An 18476-nucleotide genomic window follows, 5' to 3' on the forward strand; every position below is an offset into this window, starting at 1 on the left:
TAATGAGGGCGGACATTCTACGGCAAACCACTGTAATCGCCAATCCTTGTCACTGATTCATAAGCTACATTTACTGACGTACACGATATAAACGGAAAATATTCTCGTTTGCGGGATAAAAGTGACCTGACGCAATATTTGCGTTTTGATGCTTATTGATAATGTTGTCACAAAAAGTGAGGGTGACTGCATGGATAAATTACTTGAGCGTTTTTTACAGTACGTTTCGCTGGATACCCAATCTAAACCGGGTGTCCGCCAGGTGCCAAGCACCGAAGGCCAGTGGAAGTTATTAAACCTGCTCAAAGAGCAGCTTGAGGCCATGGGGCTGGTCAATGTCACCCTGAGCGAAAAAGGCACTGTGATGGGAACGCTGCCTGCCAACGTCCCCGGTGATATTCCGGCGATTGGCTTTATCTCCCATGTCGACACCTCTCCGGATTTTAGCGGTAAACATGTTAATCCGCAGATTGTGGAAAACTACCGTGGCGGTGACATTGCGCTGGGAATAGGTGACGAAGTGCTTTCGCCGGTAATGTTCCCGGTGCTGCACCAGCTCCTCGGGCAGACGCTGATCACCACGGATGGCAAAACGCTGCTGGGGGCAGATGACAAAGCGGGTATCGCGGAGATCATGACGGCACTGGCGGTGCTGAAAGGAAAAAATATTCCGCACGGTGATATCCGTGTGGCCTTTACGCCGGACGAAGAGGTGGGCAAGGGGGCGAAACATTTCGATGTCGAGGCCTTTAACGCGCAGTGGGCCTATACCGTGGACGGCGGTGGCGTGGGCGAACTGGAATTTGAAAACTTCAATGCCGCGTCCGTGACCATCAAAATTGTGGGTAATAATGTGCATCCCGGCTCCGCCAAAGGTGTGATGGTGAATGCGCTGTCGCTGGCGTCCCGTATTCATGCGGAAGTCCCGGCGAATGAGAGCCCGGAGCAGACCGAAGGTTATGAAGGTTTTTATCACCTGACCAGCATCAAAGGCACGGTGGACAGCGCGCAGATGCACTACATCGTGCGTGACTTTGACCGTAAAGCGTTCGAAGCACGCAAGCGTAAGATGATGGAAATCGCGAAGAAGGTGGGTAAGGGGCTACACCCGGACTGCTATATTGAGCTGATTATTGAAGACAGCTACTACAATATGCGCGAGAAGGTTATGGAGCATCCGCATATCCTGGATATCGCCCAGCAGGCCATGCGCGACTGCGATATTGAACCGGTGCTGAAGCCGATTCGCGGCGGCACCGACGGTTCGCAACTGTCCTTCATGGGATTGCCGTGCCCGAATCTCTTTACCGGGGGATACAACTATCATGGTAAGCATGAGTTTGTGACGCTGGAAGGGATGGAAAAAGCGGTGAAGGTGATTGTGCGGATTGCGGAGTTAACCGCGAAGCGCTAAGACATCGCCCGGTGGCGCTGCGCTTACCGGGCCTACAGGAACAGGTAGGCCGGGTAAGGCGTAGCCGCCACCCGGCATCTGGAAAAGGAGTGCCCATGTCAAACTACCGTCGCCATTACGTCCCCGGCGGCACCTGGTTTTTTACCGTCAACCTGCAAAACCGGCAGAGCGATTTACTTACCCGCCATATTGATAGCCTCCGCCAGGCCACCTCATCGGTGAAACGATCAAAGCCCTTTACGATTAATGGCTGGGTGATCCTTCCTGAACATATGCACTGTATCTGGACCTTGCCGGAAGGTGACAGCGATTTTTCCGGGCGCTGGCGTGACATCAAAAAAACGTTCTCACGAAACATTGAAATGCGCCACATCTGGCAGGCGCGTTTCTGGGAACATACCATCCGCAACGACAATGATTACCGCCGACATATGGATTACATCTACCTCAACCCAGTAAAACATGGGTACGTTGGTAAGGTCGTCGACTGGCCGTTTTCAACGTTTCATCGGGATGTACGGGAAGGGTTGTATCCGGCGGATTGGGCCGCGGAGATTGTGGATTTTGCGGCGGGGGAGTGGAAGTAAAAACGCCGGGTAAGCGCAGCGCCACCCGGCAATACATTACAACTCAGTCCTCAAAGAACCAATACCCGCTGTTGACCAGCGCGGCAAGCATGGCGAGGAAAGAGGGATCTTCCAGGGCGTCGCCAAAGGTATCGGCAGTCAGTACCAGATGGCTGGCGATGGCTTCCAGCGCCGGGCGATGCGGAGAATCCAGCTTCTCGCCGTTGACGAAGACATCTTCACCGATGCGCAGCACGCGTAACCCACCCAGGCGAACCAGCTTGTCACCCTGCTGCAGCGCATCATAAATCTCGTCGGCCTGGTACGGCGGCTCCGGAGGTGCCACATCCAGCTCGTGACGTGACTGGCTGATAAATTCACCAAACCACTGTCTGAAATGTTCCGGCTCGTTGATCAGATCCAGCATCATGCCGCGCAGCTTATCCAGTTCTGCTGGCAGAATGTCTGCCGGATGCTCGCGGGAAGGCACATCCGGATCGCTGTAGCGATGGCTGCCCAGCTCGCGTTGCAGAACGTAATCGGCAAAACCGCTGATCATCTCACGACCACTTGGCGCGCGGAATCCGACAGAATAGTTGAGGGAGTTTTCCAGCGAGTAGCCTTCATGCGGGAATCCTGGCGGAATATAAAGAATATCTCCCGGCTCCAGCTCTTCGTCGATGATCCCGTCAAACGGATCCACCTGAAGCAGGTCAGGATGCGGGCAGTGCTGTTTCATCGGCACTTTTTCACCCACGCGCCAGCGACGGCGGCCGGTCCCCTGAATGATAAACACATCGTACTGATCCAGATGTGGGCCAACGCCGCCCCCTGGCACGGAGAAGGAGATCATCAGATCGTCCATTCGCCAGTCGGGCAGGGCGCGGAATGGGCGCATTAAGGCTGCCGTCGGCTCGTGCCAGTGGTTGACCGCCTGCACCAGTAATGACCAGTTATTTTCACCGAGGTGATCGTAGCTTTCGAAAGGACCATGGCTGACCTGCCATTTTCCATCCTGGTGGCTCACCAGGCGGCTGTCGACTTCGTTTTCCATGGCCAGGCCAGCCAGTTCATCAGGCGAGATAGGGTCGACAAAATTGCTGAACCCGCGCTTAAGAACTACCGGGCGTTTCTGCCAGTAGCGTTCAATAAACTCGGGCCAGTTCAGTGCTAAGTGATAATCCATATTTTTTTATTCCGCAGGCTCTTACTGAGTCGGATTATAACGGAAGCGCAGAAGCCTGGGTGCGAGATCCGCGCATTTTTCACATAACGGGCTAACTATCGTTCGATGTGGGCTGCTGACGGCCGAAAATCACTTCCATTCTGGCACCGCCAAGTAAACTTTCACCGGTTTCGATTTTGCCGTCGTACTGGTCGACAATCTCGCGTGCGACGGACAACCCCACCCCCTGGCCGGGACGCAATGTATCCGCACGCTGACCGCGATCAAATACCACGTCACGTTTGTTTCGCGGGATCCCCGGGCCATCGTCCTCAACAATGATGTGCAGCTCGTTGTCCGTCTGACGGGCGGAAACCTCCACGAACTCCAGACAATATTTACAGGCGTTATCGAGCAGGTTACCCATCACCTCCATGAAATCATTCTTTTCGCCGACGAAACTGATTTCAGGAGAGATATCGAGACTGATGTTCACCCCTTTACGCTGATACACCTTATTCAGCGCAGAGGTCAGGTTATCCAGCAGTGGTGCCACGGGGTGCAGCTCCCGGCTCAGCAGGGCGCTGCCGGAACGCATGCTGGCGCGATGAAGATAGTAGCCAATTTGCTGCGAAATACGACTGATCTGCTCAAGCATCACCGGCTCGGCATCATCAACGCTCATTCTGGAGCTGCGCATGGATCGCAGGGTGCTTTGCATGACGGCTAGCGGGGTCTTCAGGCTGTGAGTGAGGTCAGTCAACGTGGTGCGGTATTTATCGTAGCGCTCGCGTTCACTTTTCAGCAGGCGGTTAAGGTTACGCACCAGACTTGTTAGCTCACGCGTTGTCTCAGGATTAAGCTTCTCGCGATGATGCTCCTCCAGCTCGCGAACCTCTTTCGCCAGCGATTCAATCGGGCGCAAACTCCACCAGGCGGCAATCCACAGCAGCGGTATGACCAGCAGCAGATTGGCAGCCAGCACGTAGACGAACCAGCCCCAGACCCGATAAGAGCGTTTAAGCTCGACGGGGATGGTATCCACCACCACGATGGTCAGCTGCGGCATGTCAGGCGTGGCGGGATAGAGGTTGATGGCGACGGAGTGGGTCATTTCTGTTTCGGCGTCATCGGCGCGGATCTCATTCAGCTTTTTTTGCAGAGAGCGATCTTCGCGCAGCAGGCTGCTGGTGGTATTCAGATCGGCTTCAATTTCATGAAATCCGTTGGTTTTAAGCCATTCCGGGCGGATGCTTTTCACCAGCCAGGGAACATCACGCTGTGCCCACAGCAGTTTCCCTTTTTCATTGTAAATCAGCGCCAGCGTGGGACTCTGCTGGTTAAGATTCTCCGGCATTTCGACGCTGATCTGGTTGTTTTCCCACTTTGCGAGGGTATAAAACAGGTTGCTCTCACCGCGCAGCAGACGAAAGGTCGTTTTATCAAAGCTGACGCTGTAACCAACCAGCGCCACCATGCCGTAAGAAAGCGACAGCACCAGCACAACAGCGGCTGTGGCCAGCAAAAAACGAACCCGCAGTGAAAGGGGCATAATGTGCCGCATTAGTCGTTTCATTTAGCGTAATTCGAACAGGTAGCCCTGACCGCGCACGGTTGTGATCACATCATGCGGATACTGCGCCTGAATCTTCTTACGCAAACGGCCCATCAGCACATCAATGGTGTGACTCTCACGCAGTTCGGCATCCGGGTAAAGCTGGAGCATTAAGGAGTCTTTGCTCACCACTTTACCGTTGTTACGGATCAGCGTTTCCATGATGGTGTATTCGAAGGCCGTCAGTTTGATGACTTCATTGTTGATTGAGAATTCCCGCCGGGAGAGATCCACCTGGAAAGGTGGAAGGGAAATCACCTGGGAGGCGAGCCCGCTGTTGCGGCGTAACAGGGCCTGCATGCGTGCCGCCACTTCTTCAATATGAAACGGTTTGGTGACGTAATCATCGGCACCGGCACTGAGCACTTCCACTTTGTCCTGCCAGCCTTCACGCGCGGTCAGCACCAGGACAGGAAGGGAGACATCGTGGCTGCGCCAGCGGCGAATCAATGACAGTCCGTCTTCGTCAGGTAACCCGAGATCAACGATGGCGATATCCGGCAGGTGTTCATTGAGATAATAATCGGCTTCTTTTGCATCTTCCGCATCATCCACCTGATGTCCCATCTCCTGAAGCTGAACCTTCAGGTGATGACGTAGCAATGCGTTATCCTCAACAACCAGTACGCGCATCATCTTTCTCCCAGAATTAATAGTATGAATAGTTTAACGCTGATTATGTTGTTGTGGGGATAAACATTGAGTAAACCGGGGAAAAAGCAGCCCCCTTTTCGGGCGAAAAGGGGGCGGGGGAGATTACTTCAGCTCGTCGACCATGGTGATGGCGCGGCCAATGTAATTCGCTGGTGTCATCTCTTTCAGGCGGGTTTTCTCCGCTTCCGGCAATGCGAGGCTATCGATAAACTGTTTCATACCTTCCGCATCGACACGTTTACCGCGGGTCAGCTCTTTCAGTTTTTCATACGGTTTTTCGATGCCGTAACGACGCATTACGGTCTGGATCGGTTCGGCCAGCACTTCCCAGTTGTGGTCGAGCTCGTCCAGCAGACGATCGCGGTTCACTTCCAGCTTGCTCACCCCTTTCAGGGTGGACTGATAGGCGATCAGCGCATAGCCAATCCCCACGCCCAGGTTACGCAGCACGGTGGAGTCGGTCAGGTCGCGCTGCCAGCGGGAAACCGGCAGTTTGCTCGCCATATGCTGCAACACGGCGTTGGCCAGACCCAGGTTGCCTTCGGAGTTTTCGAAGTCAATCGGGTTCACTTTGTGCGGCATGGTTGAAGAGCCGATTTCACCGGCGATGGTCTTCTGCTTGAAGTGGTTCAGCGCGATATAACCCCACACGTCACGGTCGAAGTCGATCAGAATGGTGTTGAAGCGGGCGATACAGTCGAACAGTTCGGCGATATAGTCGTGCGGCTCAATCTGAGTGGTGTACGGGTTCCACTGAATTCCCAGGGAGGTCACGAACTCTTCACTGAACTGATGCCAGTCCACTTCCGGGTAAGCGGCGATATGGGCGTTGTAGTTACCTACCGCGCCATTGATTTTACCAAGGATCTCAACCTGTTCCAGCTGACGATACTGACGCTCCATACGGTATGCCACGTTAGCCATCTCTTTACCCATCGTGGATGGCGTAGCGGGCTGACCGTGGGTACGGGAGAGCAGGGGAATGTCGCGGTATTCCACAGACAACGCTTTCACCGCGTCAATGATTTTACGCCAGTAAGGCAGAACCACCTCTTTGCGCGCGGTAGAGAGCATCAATGCGTGAGACAGGTTATTGATGTCTTCAGAAGTACAGGCGAAGTGAATGAATTCAGACACCGCGAGCAGCGCCGGAACGCTTGCCACTTTCTCTTTCAGGAAGTACTCAACCGCTTTTACGTCGTGGTTGGTGGTACGTTCAATGGTCTTGATGCGAGCAGCATCTTCTTCATTGAAGTCAGCAACGATTTTATCAAGGTAATCGTTTGCCTGGGCGTCAAAAGCAGGAACTTCCTTGATTGCTGCCTGGGCGGCCAGCTTTTGCAGCCAGCGTACTTCAACCTGAACACGGAACTTCAGCAGGCCATATTCGCTGAAGATCCCGCGCAGCGCGCTGACTTTATCGCCGTAGCGTCCATCGACAGGGGATACGGCGGTCAGTGAGGATAATTCCATAATTCGCAACTCCGGGAGGTTAACAATGAGCAAGAATTTGTTTTGCCTGAGTCGTCAGGCGATTACGAGAAAACATTAACTGCAGGCGGCCACCGCCAACCTGATGCCACAGCACGGCGGCACGGATACCGGCCAGCAGCGAGGCGCGTACTTTTGCCTGGACCTGCGGGCTTTGCAGTACGGCAGGTGAACCGGTGACCTGGATACGCGGGCCCAGCGGACTGATAACATCAACATAAATACCGGCCATGGCGCTCAACAGCGTTTCAGACTGCAGATCAAAATGGTCGAGCTGACGCTGCAAGCCGGCAATGCGGTCACCCAACGTATTCAGCGCGCCTTTCGCTGCGCTGAGTTTACGTTCCAGCACCATCAGGCTTAATGTATAACGGGTAAGCTCCGCGTTTAATCCCTGACGGCTGCTGGCATTAAGCACGCCAAGCAAGGTTTCAAGACCGAGACGAAGATTGGTTTCGCTGCCACCGAAGACACCCAGGGTTGAACCGGGGTTGAGATCGATAACGCTGTTGAGCGAAACGTGCAGCGCGTCAGCGTCACAATGACCCTGATGCGCCAGCTGTTGCACCAGACGGGCTGACTGGCAAATTCCTGCCAGTGCCAGGGTGATGTCATAATAGTTCTTCGCCACACGTTCTCCTTTATGTGTGCAATCGGGTTAAACGGCCGGCAGCGGCAGGCGCTGTTCTATGATCCCACCACCCAGGCAGATATCACCGCTGTAGAAGACGGCGGACTGGCCCGGCGTGACGGCTGCAACTGGCTCGTCAAAACGCACGTCAATGCGATCGTCATCCAGCGCGGTAATGGTGCAGGGGATATCCGTCTGACGGTAGCGTGTTTTTACCGTGCAGCGCAGGGTACCTTTGAGCGGTTCACGGTCGACCCAGTGCAACTGTTGCGCGATCAGGCCAACGGACATCAGACGCGGATGGTCGTGCCCCTGAGCGACGATCAGAATATTGTTTTCGACATCTTTGTCGACCACGTACCACGGATCTTCGCTACCGTCTTTGGTACCGCCGATACCCAGGCCTTTACGCTGGCCGAGGGTGTGGTACATCAGCCCCTGATGCTGGCCAATTTCGTCACCATCGACGGTGACAATTTTGCCCGGCTGCGCAGGCAGGTAGCGACCAAGGAAATCGCGGAATTTGCGCTCGCCAATAAAGCAGATACCGGTGGAGTCTTTTTTCTTCGCGGTGATCAGATCCAGCTCTTCAGCGATTTTACGGACTTCTGGCTTTTCCAGCTCGCCAACCGGGAACAGGCTTTGTGCAATCTGTTCATGGCTTAGCGTATAAAGGAAATAGCTCTGATCTTTATTACCGTCCAGACCGCGCAGCAGCTGGCTTTTGCCGTTCACATCGGCGCGACGCACGTAGTGACCGGTCGCAATATAGTCTGCGCCCAGATCTTCCGCCGCGAATTCGAGGAAGGCTTTAAATTTGATCTCTTTGTTGCACAGAATATCCGGGTTTGGGGTACGGCCCGCTTTGTACTCTTCCAGGAAAAGCTCAAACACGTTATCCCAGTATTCTGCGGCAAAGTTAACGGTGTGCAGTTCAATGCCGAGCTTGTCGCACACGGCCTGCGCATCGGCGAGATCCGCAGCGGCAGTGCAATATTCCTCGCCATCATCTTCCTCCCAGTTCTTCATGAACAGGCCCTCCACCTTATAGCCCTGTTGTTGCAACAGGTAGGCGGAAACGGAGGAATCGACACCGCCGGACATGCCGACGATCACTTTTTTCTGGCTGTTATCTGACATGGAATACTCACGACATTGAACTTCAAGGCGGCGTATTCTATCACGCCCCCCCACCATTGACACCCTCTGTAAACGGCCAGTTAAATTCTGCGATGACCTCCAGCGGCAAGCGTGCGCCTGACTGCCAGCAGCGAATGCTTTCGGCAACCAGCGGCGAGCGCAGGTTTGGCGCGTTCAGGATCTCGTCGGCGGTGACCCACAGGCAGCGATCGATATCGTCGTCGTGCGGCTCAGTGGCGCACGTTTCGCTAAGCTCGACGGCAAATAAAAAACGCAGGAAGGGCGTTTTATCAGGCGCAATCCACTGATGCATACGAATGAAGTGCTGAGGCTCCGCGCGGATGCCCGTCTCTTCCCAGAGTTCACGTTTTGCGGCCTGTAATAAGGTTTCATTGGCTTCCAGATGCCCGGCTGGCTGATTCCACAGCGCTTTGCCGTTAATGCTCTCTTCTACAACCAGGAATTTCCCCTGCGCGTGAACCACACAGGCGACCGTGACATGAGGTTTAAACATATTGACTCCTTAAGGGGCAACGTCCCGCCATTCACCGTTAGCCAGGGAATCCAGGGTGTAACTGCCCATGGCATAGCGAATCAGGCGCAGGGTAGGGAAGCCCACGTGGGCGGTCATGCGCCGAACCTGACGGTTGCGGCCTTCATAAAGGGTGATTTTGAGCCAGCTGGTGGGAATAGATTTGCGCTCGCGAATGGGCGGGTTGCGCGGCCACAGCCACTCCGGTTCATTCACACGTTCAATACCTGCGGGCAGGGTGGGGCCATCGTTTAACGTCACGCCGTTGCGGAGTGCGGCGAGCGCCTCTTCATCCGGCTCACCTTCCACCTGCACAAAGTAAATTTTGCCGGTGCGTTTTCCGGGCTGCGTGAGTTTTGCCTGTAGGGCTCCGTCATTGGTTAAGACCAGCAGACCTTCGCTATCGCGATCCAGACGACCCGCGGCATAAACGCCCTGAACAGGAATGTAATCCTTTAACGTGCTGCGCCCGGCTTCGTCGGTAAACTGCGGCAACACATCGTAGGGTTTATTGAACAAAATAACCCGCTTTGGCTGGCTTTCTTGCGGTCTTCTGGCGGCTTGTCGTGAGCTGAATCGCTCAACCCGGTGTTTTGTAAAAGAAGTTTTCTTCATGGTATTTTCAGGCGTTATCAATTGCCGCATTATAGCCTAATAACGAAGACCTTTCATGGCGCAGGACAATCAGGTACTATCGAAGGGCTCATTACAATTTATTAACATAAGATCAGTAACAACCAGAAGCGCTCGAAGGAGAGGTTAATGGAAAGCAAAGTAGTTGTTCCGGCGGAAGGTAAAAAGATCACCCTGCAAAACGGCAAGATTAACGTTCCTCACAATCCGATCATTCCATTCATCGAAGGTGATGGTATCGGTGTAGACGTTACCCCGGCAATGCTGAAAGTGGTTGATGCCGCTGTTGAGAAAGCCTACAAAGGCGAGCGTAAAATTTCCTGGATGGAAATTTACACCGGTGAAAAATCTACTCAAGTTTATGGCCAGGACGTTTGGCTGCCAGCAGAAACGCTGGACCTGATCCGCGACTACCGCGTTGCTATCAAAGGCCCACTGACGACGCCAGTTGGTGGCGGTATCCGTTCCCTGAACGTGGCACTGCGTCAGGAGCTGGACCTGTACGTGTGTCTGCGTCCGGTTCGTTACTATCAGGGCACCCCAAGCCCGGTTAAGCACCCTGAGCTGACCGATATGGTTATCTTCCGCGAAAACTCAGAAGACATCTACGCGGGTATCGAATGGAAAGCTGACTCTGCTGACGCAGAAAAAGTAATCAAATTCCTGCGCGAAGAGATGGGCGTGAAGAAAATTCGCTTCCCTGAGCATTGCGGTATCGGCATCAAGCCGTGCTCCGAAGAAGGGACCAAACGTCTGGTGCGCGCAGCAATTGAATACGCGATCACCAACGACCGTGACTCTGTGACCCTGGTTCACAAAGGCAACATCATGAAGTTCACCGAAGGCGCGTTCAAAGACTGGGGTTACCAGTTGGCGCAAGAAGAGTTCGGCGGTGAGCTGATCGACGGCGGCCCATGGCAGAAGATCAAGAACCCGAACACCGGCAAAGAGATCATCATTAAAGATGTTATCGCCGATGCGTTCCTGCAGCAGATCCTGCTGCGTCCAGCGGAATACGACGTGATCGCCTGTATGAACCTGAACGGTGACTACATCTCCGACGCCCTGGCTGCACAGGTTGGCGGTATCGGTATCGCCCCTGGCGCGAACATCGGTGACGAATGCGCCCTGTTCGAAGCAACCCACGGTACTGCACCAAAATACGCAGGCCAGGACAAAGTGAACCCAGGCTCTATCATCCTGTCCGCAGAGATGATGCTGCGTCATATGGAATGGTTCGAAGCCGCAGACCTGATCGTTAAAGGTATGGAAGGCGCGATTAACGCGAAAACCGTAACTTACGACTTCGAACGTCTGATGGAAGGCGCTAAGCTGCTGAAATGTTCAGAGTTTGGGGACGCGATTATCGCGAATATGTAATCTATTAGCTGGGTTATACAACAACGGGAGCCGATTGGTTCCCGTTTTTATTATTATTTTTCGGATGGTTATCAAGAGCTTATCAAAACCCTTTTTTAAGCAGATGTTATTTCCAGTTCTCTCTGTATCTGCCACAACAATTTACGGTAGGGTATATTCTCTACCGTAAATATATCAACTGTATGCGCATTTTACTTCCTCATGTATCAAAAATAAACAATCCCGAATTTCATTTCCTTAAAATACTTTATCCAGGAATGACTGGTTCGTGTCAGTAGCCTTAGTCAATATATAAAAATAAACATTTTGTTGTGCAATTAAAACTTTTGCATGTGTATTTATATGCTGGTAACACAATTTTATCTCTGTATATTTAAGAGAAATTATTGGAGGAACTATGCATAAATTTAATCTAGCAGCTGCTTTTCTTTTTTTTGGCGCTTTTACCATGCCAGTATTTGCCAGTAATTCAATGTCTATAAATTATGCTGCAGGCAAAGAGAGTGGGGCCGAAAAGATGCATGGCATGAATGTGATATTTAAACACGATATTAGTAATTTTGCACTGGTCGCATCAGGTACTTATATACAGAATACCAGCGGTTCCGGGAACTCTTATTTGAAAAACAAATACGCATCAATTATGCCGGGGCTCGCTATTAATATCACACAAGATATAAATTTTTATGGACTTGCTGGTATTTCTTGTGGTTCAAAAATGAAACCTGATCAAAGTCATGAGATTTATGGGGCAGCTTTTGGTACTGGTTTGTTTTACAACTTAACAAACAATATTCAATTAAATACAGGATATGAATTGGGTCTTGTTGATAACAAAGAAATAGATACTTTCATCATTGGGATAGGATATTTGTTCTGACTTTCAAGGTGAATGAAATGATATCAAAAAAAATAATAAGAATATATGTTATTACTGATAACTATTTTTTATATTACGGCATCAGGGAACTCATTTACGATTCTAAAGTATTTGAATCTTACACATATAACGTTGAGCAAACCGCTAAGCTTCCAGCTCTTATTTTTTATCATAAGTATCATACTCAAGATATAATCATTACAGATAATTTCTTACATTGTTACGCAGTTTCAAAATATAGACCGGAAAAAACGTTAATTTTGCCATGTAATTATGATTTGGATAAATATATAGAGTGTTTTAATGATTTAACAAATCAAGATTATCTTCACAATGCACTTTATTTTAAAAAGTTATCATCGAAAGAGACCCTGCTGTTAACTTTATTTTCTGAGGGAGCAACAGATGACAAAATTGCTATTATGCTTAACATAACAAAAAAGACAATCAGCTCTCATAGGCGTAATATTTTGCAAAAATTAAACCTGAAGAATAGGCATGAATTGTATATGTATGCTTTGGCAACAAAAGAAGGGTTGTATGAACACGTATAACATAATATCTATTTTAACGATAATGGTATTGATTCCATTTTCAATTTATTGTTTTTATGCTAATTATCGCATCAATGAAAACAAAAGAATTGCATCAGAAACAACACCATTATGGCGAAAGATATTTCTGCCTCCTAAATGATTAATATTTTAATGGTAAGTTTTTGATGTTTAGAAGCTTTCCTCTGTGAATGTTAATATATCCACCATCATTCAAATCTTTTAAAACTTTATTTAAGGAACTACGAGAAATTGAGCTTCTGGACAAAATGAACTTGAACACTGAAATTTGAGATCTTTCATTCTCTGGTAATTCCCATATGGCTTCTAAATTGTTTTTTATAATATCGTAGGCATTTTTTGATGAAAATCTCTGGTCTCTTTTGAAAAAGTTTAAAGTGATTTCACAAGTCATTAAGAAAAAATGTTTCCACAAGTTATTACTATCAGCCAAACAATCCAATTCCACAGTTGAAATTGCTGTGAAAGTTGCATCCGTTGAAGCTCGAAAGTAATGGTAATCATCCTTTTCGAACATAAAGATTATCCCTAGAATATAAGGCGCATATACAGTGAAAATTAGAATATCGTCTGCTTTTCTATAAATGTCTACTCTACCTTCAGTGAGAAAGTATACATGTGGTTTATTATTAAGCATGAAGTTTATTCGTTGTCCATTTGACGCATAAATGCGCATAAACTTGTTAGATCCTTCAACAATCTCTAAGATATGGTTAAACATGGTGTGAAGCCTCAGCTACTATTTTCATTCTTAAAGTTTGATGTTAGGTAATCATATAACCTTTTTAGAAGATGGCAAGTTTAAATTTAAATATGTGTTTGTGTAATTATACATAATTTAATTTTTTATAGGCCAGATCATCAAAAGTAAGTGCTGAGTTCTTAAGATTTTATCAACCTATCATTGTTAATAGTCGATTCGAAGATGGCTTTATGTTATTTGAGCGTGATTTTTAGAGTTAATCATTTATATGGAAATTTATTTCTATATAGGAATGATATACGACTCTTTACCTTTTATCGGTATTGCGCAAAACAACTCATTAATTCTATATGGATTGATGCTTGGCACTTAAAAAATCATCTCTTTTTTAAGTTGGGCTGAGTATTAACACGGGGGCTCGATATGTTGTTTCTATTGTTATGCATAGCTTTATTGATATTAATAGTAGCTGTTTTTTATTTTATTCGGTTGAATAAAAAAAGTATGGATGTAACTCAATTTATAGATTTGCTTTATAAAGATGATGAAGAGAAATGAATATTTAAATGAGGTTGAGTAAGTGTTAAGCAAAACTCAAAAAAATTTCTTGTGGATGATTGCAGAAAAAACAATCGGCGTAGTGGGCCTTTTCTTTATAAATGCTTTGGTGGCTAAATACCTGGGGCCTGTGGTAATTGGGCAAATAGCAATTGCAACTGCAATTTTTCAAATTGTTCAGGTTGTAGGGGTGTTTGGCAGCGATAGTATATTCTATAAAAGGATAAGCACAAACTTGATTGGCGGCATACAATTAATGATGCCTGTATTTGTGTTGAGAAGTATAATATTTATCTTTTTGGCAAGTATTTGCATAATTTTTTTAAATATGAGAATGGATTTAACAGGTATGACATTAGTGCTGTCAATCTGTTTGGCGTATTATTTTTATACTATTGATACTTACACAAGTTTTAACGAGTCACTACTGAACTCAAGAATTAATGCTATTGCAAACGTAGTTGGCCTTATTTTCGGCTTAGTAGCCAGGGCATTAATGGTTAGATATAAAGTGCCGATTATCTATTTTGGATTGCCTCTAATAATAATAAGTGCCATTCCTTATTTTCTAAAATCATATGTATTTAGAAAACAATATAAAAGGATGGTAACAATTAAGTATAGTGTACTAAAAAAAAGATTATTCCATCTGAGTTATGCGGGAAGCATTCTTGTTATTCCTTCAATCATTTCATCAATCTATCCAAGGTTGAATGTGCTTATAATCTCTTTTTTATATGGTAATCGTGATGTCGGTATTTATTCAGTTTCTCAAAGCATTGCAACGAGTTGGAGTTTCATTTTATTATCGTTGTTGACGTCTTGTCTTCCATCTGTATTTCGAGAGAAAAATAATCAAAAAATAATTAAATTAGGTGCCAGGTTACATTTAAATATCATTTTGTTGTCTATTCCGGTAATGTTGGTGATTACATTTTTAGTAAATTTCGCAATTCTCTATCTATACGGGGAATCCTATAAGGAGTCAATAACACCCTGCATTTTGTTATGTTTCTCAACATTATTGTCTACACTTGGCATGGCTTCATCAAAAATAATAATTAAGTTTTCTGGGTATAGGTTTTTATTATGGAAGACTATATTTATTTTGGTTTTAAGTCTGGTGCTTTCTTATTCCTTTTCTATCAGGTTCGGATTGATTGGTGCTGCATCAGCGGTTATCATTACTGAAGTTTTTTCTCTGACAGTTTTTAACTATTTGTTTATGCAGGGATTTATATTATCAGTCCACATCGAGATGTTTAAAATTATTTATGGGTATTTTCGGGGGTTATTTGGAATGAAAAAATCAGATGGAAGCTAAATAAAGGCAGCCTCAAAACTGAGCTAAATAAAAAATGCTTCTAAGATTTATTCTTAATGGCGCGCTGTTTAATGACAAATAAAAGCGTCCTCGAAATACATGAAACAGACTCATTTCATAGGTTTCAGGACGCTTTACAGTGAGTAATGGTCAGATGAAACGAGCGTTCTCCGCCCATTTTTTTGGGAATCCCAGCGCGCATAACGCCGGCTCAATACTCATTACTTCGGCATCTGCAATGTTATGAATTATAAAGGGGTCATCCTGAAGAAAGTTATGAATATTGCTGATGTTATCCCCCTGAAAAAGAATGAAGCCGCCAGCACCATTGCTGAGCGGGCCGGCAAAAAGAATCACTCCTTCATCAAACCCCCTCAGCAGCCATTGTTTATGTGCGTCAAGATGATCGGAAATCGCATCAGGTTGTGTCAGGTAAGTCAGCGTGACGGCGTGCAACATGGTTTATTCCTTAGCGGCAGAAACGGTATTAATGGCTTGTGGTATTAAAGAGAAAGCACGGGATAGTTCTCTGAGCTTTACTTCCTCCCCTTTAGATGCGCCTTCAGCCCGGACAAACACAACATTTGAAATGCCCAGGAAGCCCAGAAACTTACGCAGAAATTGCTCCTGAAAGTCCATTTCTTCAAATGCCGTACCGGCATAAAAACCACCCCGGGCTGAGGCTATGATGACTCTTTTTTCCCCCGCAAGACCAACAGGGCCTGTTGGGGTGTAGCTGAAGGTTTTCCCTGGCTGCGCGATTCTGTCCATCCAGGCTTTTAATTGGCTGGGAACAGAAAAGTTGTACATTGGCGCTCCGATAACAATTACGTCGCTTTCAAGAAACTCAAAGACCATAGCATTTGATAATTCTCGCTCAGAGTCCAGACGCGTTGTAGTTGCGGGTCGTCCGGTAACAGGCCTGAATTCTGCAGCGATTTCCCCGGTGAGATGGCTGATTTCGTCTTTTACAAGATCCCGGTAAGTCAGTTGATTCCCCTGACTGGTTGCCATCAGTTGTTTCACTGTTTCAGCCGACAACTGTCGGGTTACTGAAAATTCATAATTGATACTTGAATCAAGATGGAGAATTTTCATTGCATATCGTCCTGTTGTGTAAGGGTCAGTGAATACTCTGCGCAGCATTTACAATCAGTGCTGCAACCTCTTTGGGATGAGAAATCATGGATAGATGATCTGAGTGAATTCGTGTGATATGTGCGCCTGCTTCACGGGCAAAATTTGCCTGTACTAACGGGTTCAGCGCGTTATCGTTTTCTGTGATGAGATACCAGGAGGGTTTCTCTCTCCAGGCTGCCGCGTTCACTTTTTCGTTAAAAGCGGCAGCGGCGATAGGCTGTTGCACCGCAGAAATCAGAAGGCTCTGTTTCATGCTTAGCTCATTAGCCATAACCTGATGAAACAACTGTGGCTTATCAAGCCAGATGAGGCCGTTTTTATCGGCTTCCATACCTTTCATGGGGGCATTGAAGTGCGCAAGTGCGTCAGAAACAGACTGATTGCTGTCCGGAACAAGGGCGGACAAATAGACGAGCCCCTTTACGTTAGTCGCATTACCAGCCTGGGTGATCACCGCCCCTGCCCATGAATGGCCAACGAGCAGTACGTTACCATTTTGACGCTCAAGTACACGCTCTGTTGCAGCCACATCCTCTCGTAAGGATGTCAGGGGATTCTGAACAGCAGTAACGTGGTAGCCCCGGTCCTGCAGGAGAGCGATGACGGCTGACCAGTTCGATCCGTCAGCAAAGGCACCGTGAACCAGCACGATATTTTTTACACCCGAATCCTGTGCCAGAAGCGGCGGGTTGCTCATAAATAAAAGACACAAAGCAAATACTCCTTTTCGCAGCGCGACCGACATTAAATTTTGCTTACGCATAACTATATTTCCCGTATTTCTCAGTTTCAGGCAGTGTAATCATGCTGACAGGGGGTATGAAGTGTCATTAATGACAGGTAACATGCGAAATAAGACATTCTTCGGCACTGGGGTTAAAATGCGAGTTGCGTTACTTGCGCTTCCGGGCAACATGCGTTCGGCGCTGGCAGGGCTGGCTGATATGTTTTGGCTGGCGAATCAGGTGATCAGGCTAAACCCTACAGTGAGCCCTGAACTATCCAGGGCTGATCCATTTTTTGACGTCAGGACGATTACCGCGGATGGGCAGCCCGTCAGGGACGTTCAGGGACGAATCATCGAAAGTGATGGCTCATTTAATGAACCTGACAACTTCGAGCTGATCATTGCCAGCGGTATGCAGTTGGATGAGCAAAGATTTACGGCTGACAAAGCAGCTGTATCGAATGCGGCCGAGTGGTTGAAAGTTAAATATTCAGAGGGAAGCTGTATTGCCTCAGCATGTGCGGGCGGTTTTGTGCTGGGAGAGGCGGGTTTGCTCAACGGACGGGTCTGCACCACTACGTGGTGGTTATATCCAACTTTCGCTGAACGCTATCCACTTGCAAAACCCATATGGGGAAAAACCCTGGCAGAACAAGACAATGTGATAACCGCGGGCGGCCCGCTTTCATGGGTCGACCTGGTTATATACCTCGTACGCAATCATGCTGGTAATGAGCTGGCAAAATTGACAGCTGACATGGCCGTTGCTGACAGCCAGCCTTTGTCACAGCAAATTTATGCGCCCGCAGGTTTTCTCAACTCAAGACATCCTCTACTGACTAAAGCAGAGAGTCTGCTTCGTTATCAGAACCCTGCAATGACGGTAAAGCAACTTGCTGCAGCTCTGAATATGACGACCCGCACGCTGAACCGTAAAATGAAAACGCTCATCCAGGAAAGTCCGAAAGACTTCATTACGCGGGTTCGTATTGAAACTGCATCTGTGCTTCTTGAAAGCCCAGGAAAGACTATTTCACAGATCGCAAATATTTGCGGATATAGCGATGAAACTGCTTTCCGGCGCGCTTTTAGCGCCATGATGGGGATGTCCCCCGGAAGTTTCAGAAAGCGGCTTTTGACAACGAACCCTTCAAATTCTGGCTGCGAATGAGCGGCTATTGTTGGCTTATCAAGGGCGTGACTGAGCTGATGATTGGCTGACCATCCGTCAATATCATGTCGTCCTCTGAATATAAATGTGTGGCGCGGACAGATTCACACTCGAAAGCGAATGTTGTGAAAGTTCAGTTTTTTTTCGGATTGTCCTGATGCTACTCGCAGTCAATAA

19 protein-coding genes are annotated in these 18476 nt (G+C 48.1%); 7 read left to right on the forward strand and 12 right to left on the reverse strand.

The window, feature by feature from the left end:
• Positions 1-190 precede the first annotated feature (190 nt).
• Together pepT and ACOTZF_RS01615 are read left to right on the forward strand one after the other, a co-directional pair.
• Positions 191-1414 (forward strand): peptidase T, encoded by a 1224-nt coding sequence (pepT, locus tag ACOTZF_RS01610; protein ID WP_013097087.1) that lies wholly within the window; start codon positions 191-193, stop codon positions 1412-1414.
• A 95-nt stretch (positions 1415-1509) separates the two neighbouring features.
• Entirely contained in the window at positions 1510-2001 is a 492-nt protein-coding gene (locus ACOTZF_RS01615) for an REP-associated tyrosine transposase (protein ID WP_038979836.1), read from the forward strand.
• A 43-nt stretch (positions 2002-2044) separates the two neighbouring features.
• On the opposite strand, the gene ACOTZF_RS01620 is transcribed toward ACOTZF_RS01615, so the two are convergent.
• From ACOTZF_RS01620 to rluE, 8 genes are all read right to left on the reverse strand, one after another.
• A complete protein-coding gene (locus ACOTZF_RS01620; RefSeq protein ID WP_014831472.1) occupies positions 2045-3166 on the reverse strand; it encodes a cupin domain-containing protein in 1122 nt (373 codons plus the stop codon).
• Positions 3167-3257: 91 nt separating this feature from the next.
• Positions 3258-4721 carry a two-component system sensor histidine kinase PhoQ gene (phoQ, locus tag ACOTZF_RS01625; RefSeq protein WP_029881973.1) on the reverse strand — a complete coding sequence of 488 codons (1464 nt, stop codon included), beginning with the start codon at positions 4719-4721 and terminating at the stop codon, positions 3258-3260.
• Positions 4722-5393, reverse strand: a complete 672-nt coding sequence (gene phoP, locus ACOTZF_RS01630; protein ID WP_013097083.1) for a two-component system response regulator PhoP — start codon at positions 5391-5393, stop codon at positions 4722-4724.
• Between the two features lie 123 nt (positions 5394-5516).
• Complete coding sequence (gene purB, locus ACOTZF_RS01635) at positions 5517-6887, reverse strand: adenylosuccinate lyase (protein WP_129252739.1); 1371 nt, start codon at positions 6885-6887, stop codon at positions 5517-5519.
• Positions 6888-6906: 19 nt separating this feature from the next.
• Positions 6907-7536: a high frequency lysogenization protein HflD gene (hflD, locus tag ACOTZF_RS01640; RefSeq protein ID WP_013097081.1), complete on the reverse strand. Its 630-nt coding sequence runs from the start codon at positions 7534-7536 to the stop codon at positions 6907-6909.
• Between the two features lie 27 nt (positions 7537-7563).
• Positions 7564-8676 (reverse strand): tRNA 2-thiouridine(34) synthase MnmA, encoded by a 1113-nt coding sequence (gene mnmA / locus ACOTZF_RS01645; protein ID WP_013097080.1) that lies wholly within the window; start codon positions 8674-8676, stop codon positions 7564-7566.
• A 40-nt stretch (positions 8677-8716) separates the two neighbouring features.
• Positions 8717-9190, reverse strand: coding sequence for an NUDIX hydrolase (locus ACOTZF_RS01650; protein WP_029881976.1), 474 nt, complete (start codon positions 9188-9190; stop codon positions 8717-8719).
• Between the two features lie 9 nt (positions 9191-9199).
• On the reverse strand, positions 9200-9853 hold the full coding sequence (gene rluE, locus ACOTZF_RS01655; RefSeq protein WP_029881977.1) for a 23S rRNA pseudouridine(2457) synthase RluE: 654 nt from the start codon (positions 9851-9853) through the stop codon (positions 9200-9202).
• Positions 9854-9970: 117 nt separating this feature from the next.
• Between rluE and icd the strand changes: the two genes are divergently transcribed.
• The 3 genes from icd to ACOTZF_RS01670 all read left to right on the forward strand — a co-directional run bounded on the left by icd (position 9971) and on the right by ACOTZF_RS01670 (position 12655).
• Complete coding sequence (gene icd / locus ACOTZF_RS01660) at positions 9971-11221, forward strand: NADP-dependent isocitrate dehydrogenase (protein WP_013097077.1); 1251 nt, start codon at positions 9971-9973, stop codon at positions 11219-11221.
• 397 nt (positions 11222-11618) lie between these two features.
• A complete protein-coding gene (locus ACOTZF_RS01665; protein ID WP_129317766.1) occupies positions 11619-12101 on the forward strand; it encodes an outer membrane beta-barrel protein in 483 nt (160 codons plus the stop codon).
• Between the two features lie 17 nt (positions 12102-12118).
• Positions 12119-12655: a helix-turn-helix transcriptional regulator gene (locus ACOTZF_RS01670; protein WP_048971511.1), complete on the forward strand. Its 537-nt coding sequence runs from the start codon at positions 12119-12121 to the stop codon at positions 12653-12655.
• Positions 12656-12797: 142 nt separating this feature from the next.
• Here the strand turns inward: ACOTZF_RS01670 and ACOTZF_RS01675 are convergent, their stop codons facing one another.
• Positions 12798-13397: a helix-turn-helix domain-containing protein gene (locus ACOTZF_RS01675; protein WP_029881980.1), complete on the reverse strand. Its 600-nt coding sequence runs from the start codon at positions 13395-13397 to the stop codon at positions 12798-12800.
• A 562-nt stretch (positions 13398-13959) separates the two neighbouring features.
• Between ACOTZF_RS01675 and ACOTZF_RS01680 the strand changes: the two genes are divergently transcribed.
• Positions 13960-15261 (forward strand): oligosaccharide flippase family protein, encoded by a 1302-nt coding sequence (locus ACOTZF_RS01680; RefSeq protein WP_230135111.1) that lies wholly within the window; start codon positions 13960-13962, stop codon positions 15259-15261.
• Positions 15262-15411: 150 nt separating this feature from the next.
• Here the strand turns inward: ACOTZF_RS01680 and ACOTZF_RS01685 are convergent, their stop codons facing one another.
• From ACOTZF_RS01685 to ACOTZF_RS01695, 3 genes are read right to left on the reverse strand one after another with little or no spacing between them, the layout of a single operon-like run.
• Positions 15412-15720: a YciI family protein gene (locus ACOTZF_RS01685; protein WP_029881982.1), complete on the reverse strand. Its 309-nt coding sequence runs from the start codon at positions 15718-15720 to the stop codon at positions 15412-15414.
• Between the two features lie 3 nt (positions 15721-15723).
• Entirely contained in the window at positions 15724-16359 is a 636-nt protein-coding gene (locus ACOTZF_RS01690) for an FMN-dependent NADH-azoreductase (RefSeq protein ID WP_129252757.1), read from the reverse strand.
• A 25-nt stretch (positions 16360-16384) separates the two neighbouring features.
• On the reverse strand, positions 16385-17164 hold the full coding sequence (locus ACOTZF_RS01695; protein ID WP_058651469.1) for an alpha/beta hydrolase: 780 nt from the start codon (positions 17162-17164) through the stop codon (positions 16385-16387).
• Between the two features lie 70 nt (positions 17165-17234).
• Between ACOTZF_RS01695 and ACOTZF_RS01700 the strand changes: the two genes are divergently transcribed.
• Positions 17235-18299, forward strand: a complete 1065-nt coding sequence (locus tag ACOTZF_RS01700) for a GlxA family transcriptional regulator (protein WP_348563285.1) — start codon at positions 17235-17237, stop codon at positions 18297-18299.
• The last annotated feature ends 177 nt before the right edge of the window (positions 18300-18476 follow it).

Source organism: Enterobacter cloacae complex sp. SHL021 (assembly GCF_049237765.1).
Classification (GTDB): Bacteria; Pseudomonadota; Gammaproteobacteria; order Enterobacterales; family Enterobacteriaceae; genus Enterobacter; species Enterobacter cloacae.